General features: G+C 55.9%; 4 protein-coding genes. 2 read left to right on the top strand and 2 right to left on the bottom strand.

The features are described 5' to 3' along the window. A partial coding sequence (locus WBL42_RS01645) for a TraB/GumN family protein (protein WP_424719525.1) occupies positions 1–959 on the top strand: 959 nt, incomplete at its 5' end. A gap of 16 nt (positions 960–975) precedes the next feature. Here the strand turns inward: WBL42_RS01645 and WBL42_RS01640 are convergent. Continuing rightward, the gene (locus WBL42_RS01640) at positions 976–1,413 is read right to left on the bottom strand and encodes a hypothetical protein (protein WP_424719524.1); all 438 of its coding nucleotides are present in this window, start codon (positions 1,411–1,413) and stop codon (positions 976–978) included. Positions 1,414–1,529: 116 nt separating this feature from the next. On the opposite strand from WBL42_RS01640, the gene WBL42_RS01635 reads away from it, so the two are divergent. Next, positions 1,530–2,297, top strand: a complete 768-nt coding sequence (locus WBL42_RS01635) for a hypothetical protein (protein ID WP_424719523.1) — start codon at positions 1,530–1,532, stop codon at positions 2,295–2,297. Between the two features lie 336 nt (positions 2,298–2,633). On the opposite strand, the gene WBL42_RS01630 is transcribed toward WBL42_RS01635, so the two are convergent. Beyond that, on the bottom strand, positions 2,634–3,332 hold the full coding sequence (locus tag WBL42_RS01630) for a TIGR00266 family protein (RefSeq protein ID WP_424719522.1): 699 nt from the start codon (positions 3,330–3,332) through the stop codon (positions 2,634–2,636). Positions 3,333–3,563: the final 231 nt, after the last annotated feature.

Raw genomic sequence — 3,563 nt, 5'->3', positions numbered from 1 at the left:
GTGTCGAGCCCGGCGCGGAGATGAAGGCAGCCATTGAGGAAGCCGAGAAGCGGGGCATCCCGATAGGCCTCGTGGACCGGGACATTCGGGTTACGCTCCTGCGGTTCTGGAATTCACTTGGATTTTTTGAGAAGATAAAGATGTTCTGGGCCCTGATCATCTCTATTGCCGAGGTTGACAACGGCGAAAAGATCGATATCGAGTCGCTCAAGGATCAGGACGTGATCGACATGGTCATGGAAGAGTTCCGGAAGTTCTCACCCAATGGTGCCAGGACACTCATTGACGAACGGGACGCGTTCATTGCCCACCAGCTTATCCTTCTCAAGGTCCAGCGGCCGGAAGGGCGTGTGCTGGCCGTTGTCGGGGCCGGCCACCGCCAGGGCATCACGAACTACCTTGACAACCCGGTGTCGCTTCCACCCTTTGATTCCCTGGTACGCGAACCAAAATCATTTCCCTGGGCGAAGGTCTTCGGTTTTGTCGTCACCTTCCTCTTTGCATTCCTGCTTGCCGCGATCGCCTTCTCCGGTGTCGGCTGGAACGTCCTGCTCTACGCGTTCCTTTTCTGGGTGATCATCCACGGCACGCTCGCAGCCCTCTTCACCCTTGCTGCCGGGGGGCATCCCTATTCAGCGCTCACCTGCTTCTGCGTGGCGTGGATGACCTCGCTCAACCCGATGCTCCACGCGGGATGGATAGCCGCGTACGTGGAAGCCCGGGTCAGGAAGCCCCCGCTTACGGATTTCCGGAAGATCTACGAGACCGAGTCCCTTTCCGATATGGCAAAGATACCGCTTTTCAAGGTGGTGCTGGTCGCAGCACTTGCCAATGTGGGGAGTATCCTTGGGACCATCCTCTACTTCATCTTCGTCTTCCCGCTGCTCAAGATCGATCCCGGGTACGTGATTACTACCGGTGTCCACAACATGTGGATGTTTTTCACCGGGCTGATCTGACCCGTCCCCTTTTGTACTATCCCTTTTTGCCAGGAGAGTTTACCGGTTCTTTTCCGGAGTTTTTTTCCGGACCTGGTGCATGCACACCGGCCGGGTTGCGGCCCCTGAGTTCAGCAATCTCCTTGTCAATCCAGTCCTGGACGATCAGTTTCATCTGGTCCCTTGACATGCCGGACCGGTACCGGAACCGGATCTCCACTTCCAGCATATCGAGCACCGGTGTGACAATGGTAAAATAAGAAGCCTGGCAGGTGAACCCCCCGGCCTTTTCAACGTGCAGCACGACCAGCTCGTTGAGGTGCGCGAGCTCGTCGGTCAGGGCAATAATGCCTTCGAGCGTCATGCCGGTCGGGACTTCGCATGCGAACGGATCGGCAGGAGTATCTGTTGCGCAGGAATCCTGCGACGTTTTATCCCGGGTAGTGTGTGTGTCGTTCTCGTCCATGGCTATCATTTCTGTTACGTTACCGGCAGGATCTCTTCTCCCCTATCTGCCGGTACCTGATATCAGAAACAGCATCTGCCCGCCGGGATTTATCCCTTTGTATGCCGTCACGACCACAAAGGTTTATGGCATTTGGAGCCATCTCCTTTTTTGCCATAATTGGCACCAGCGTGATCTTTTTGTCCAGTACCGCCCTGCTTGTTATCGAAGGACTCTGGTGGACGCCGGAGCAGAAACCCAAGCGCCCGTCAGTCCTCCTCTTCCTGGAAGGTCTTGAAAGTTATCGTGGGGATTTCAACATCTATTATGCGAACTTCTATGAGAAGACCGGGTTCCGCAGGGCGCTCGAGGACGACCTGACCAACACCCGGGAAGACCGCCTCTTCCTGTATGTTGCTGCCCATGGCACGGGAAAGCGGATCGGGGGTCTCAAGGCAAAGACCGGTATGAAGCTGCCGGCAATGTTCAAGGCGGTCAGGAGTGCGGCAAACTACTCCAATATCGAAGGAGTCCTGATCGGCTCCTGCAGCGTGGGCAACAATATCGACGACTTCATCTCGACGACAAAGAATTCGCACATTGCCTGGATCTTCGGGTATACCTGCGAGATCGGCTGGATGGCAAGCACGCTCATCGATGTCTCGATCTTCGAGCACCTCATGAAACTCCGGAAGACAGATCTCAAGGACCGGAAGAAGATCCTCGATGCGTTCGTGAAGGCCCTCAAGCGGTTCAACGGGGACTATACCCTCTGCAAGATGAAAGGAAAGAACATTCCCTTAAAAGACGCGATCACGCTCGTGGTCCAGCCCCGGAGCCCGGGGTTTAAGGCAGAGGACGAGACCCGCTACCTGCTTGAGAGGCTCGGGTGGGCTGCAGCAGAGAAGAAGTGATCCGGAAAAATAAGCTCTGGAGAATCACTGTCAAGAATTTTTTTGAAAATCGTGCGTTTCAGGCATTATGATGGGGGTTGAAACCCCCATACCCCCGGAAACGATAGAAGCCGCCGCCCCCAACGGGGCGCCCCCGCGGCGGATCATTGACCGTAAGCCATTTGTAAAAAATTTTCCTGCCCCGCCGTGCCTCGGAGAGGCCCTGAGGCGGGGAAACCTCACTGATTATTATGATTCTGGTGTGAATCTTAAATGTTCATGTCTGCTTCTTCAGTGTAGTTAGTGCAGAAAATACGATCCAAAAAAGAAAAAACCGGGTGAAAAAACCATATTTATTCAGACCGGCCCGGCCTTCACGTCCGGTTTGGGAAGGAACGGGATGATACAGGCCGCAAGTTTTGCGATATCCATCGACTGGAGGACCACGTTCCCGGGTCCGGTAAGGGTGGTGACAAAGAGCCCCTCGCCGCCAAAGAGCGCGGTGGTGATCCCGCCGGCAAGCGCGATATCGTAGCTGACCGTCTTGTCGAACCCGACCACAAGGCCGGTCTGGACTTTCACGACCTCACCGGGCTGTAAGCTCATCTGGATGATGTCCCCGCAGCAGTGGAGGAAGACCGTGCCCTGCCCGGTCATGCGCTGCAGGATGAAGCCTTCGCCGCCAAAGAGCCCGGCCCGGATCTTATCGGTGAACGCGATATCGAGCTCTACTGTCTCTTCGCAGCAGAGGAACGAGTCTTTCTGGGCGATGAACTCCCGGTCCGGTGCGATTGAGACCGGGAAGATCTTACCCGGCATGGTGCCGGCAAACGAGACAAAGCCGGGTTCTTTCGTGGCCCCGAACCGCGAGAGGAAGAGGGACTCGCCCGTGACTGCCCGCTTGATGCCGGAGATGATGCCCCCCTTGAGCTGGCTCTCCATGGAGAACGAGCCGGTCATGTTCACCATCGAACCGGCTTCTGCATAGATCCCTTCGCCCGGCTGGAGGCTGATCTTTACCATCTGGAGGTTGTCACCAATGATCTCGTACTTCATGATACCTGGTACTGCATTTTGGCAGGGGAGATGAAATGTGTTTGGGATTTTCTGCTCTGTAGAAAACCTCATAATCGCTGACGCTCTTTTGGGTTTTGCCCCCACCGCTATGGCATCCCCCGGTTGCGATGACTATTGTATTACCTGCCATTTGACTCGGGGCTCATCGCACTGCGCCCCGTCCCCCGCGGGGGACTGGTGGCGCAAGAGGGGGGCATCGTCTCTTTGAAA

The sequence above is a fragment of the Methanoregula sp. genome (assembly GCF_049686655.1).
Classification (GTDB): Archaea; Halobacteriota; Methanomicrobia; order Methanomicrobiales; family Methanospirillaceae; genus Methanoregula.
The sequence above is the reverse complement of the archived record's forward strand: the minus strand, read 5'-3'. Positions and strand labels throughout refer to the sequence as shown.

Excerpts from the sequence above, each read along its gene's own strand:
- WBL42_RS01640 (WP_424719524.1), bottom strand. The coding sequence starts at position 1,413 with ATGATAGCCATGGACGAGAACGACACACACACTACCCGGGATAAAACG.
- WBL42_RS01635 (WP_424719523.1), top strand. The coding sequence starts at position 1,530 with ATGGCATTTGGAGCCATCTCCTTTTTTGCCATAATTGGCACCAGCGTG.
- WBL42_RS01630 (WP_424719522.1), bottom strand. The coding sequence starts at position 3,332 with ATGAAGTACGAGATCATTGGTGACAACCTCCAGATGGTAAAGATCAGC.